The organism is Herbaspirillum sp. WGmk3 (genome assembly GCF_023952535.1).
GTDB lineage: Bacteria > Pseudomonadota > Gammaproteobacteria > Burkholderiales > Burkholderiaceae_D > Herbaspirillum > Herbaspirillum huttiense.
In genome coordinates, this window is record NZ_JAKYWT010000175.1 from 1 (window position 1) to 231 (window position 231).

1 protein-coding gene is annotated in these 231 nt (G+C 54.1%); it reads left to right on the forward strand.

Going from position 1 to position 231, the window contains the following annotated elements:
- A partial coding sequence (locus MKD49_RS26365) for a major capsid protein (protein WP_252697784.1) occupies positions 1 to 231 on the forward strand: 231 nt, incomplete at both ends.

The window sequence follows — 231 nt, forward strand, 5'->3', positions numbered from 1 at the left end:
GCGTCTCTTTTTCCGTGAGAGCTATCCCTTCACCACGGAGAAAGTCTATCTCTCACAAATTCCGGGACTGGTAAACATGGCGCTGTACGTTTCGCCGATTGTTTCCGGTGAGGTTATCCGGTCCCGTGGCGGCTCCACCTCTGAATTTACGCCGGGATATGTCAAGCCGAAGCATGAAGTGAATCCGCAGATGACCCTGCGTCGCCTGCCGGATGAAGATCCGCAGAATCT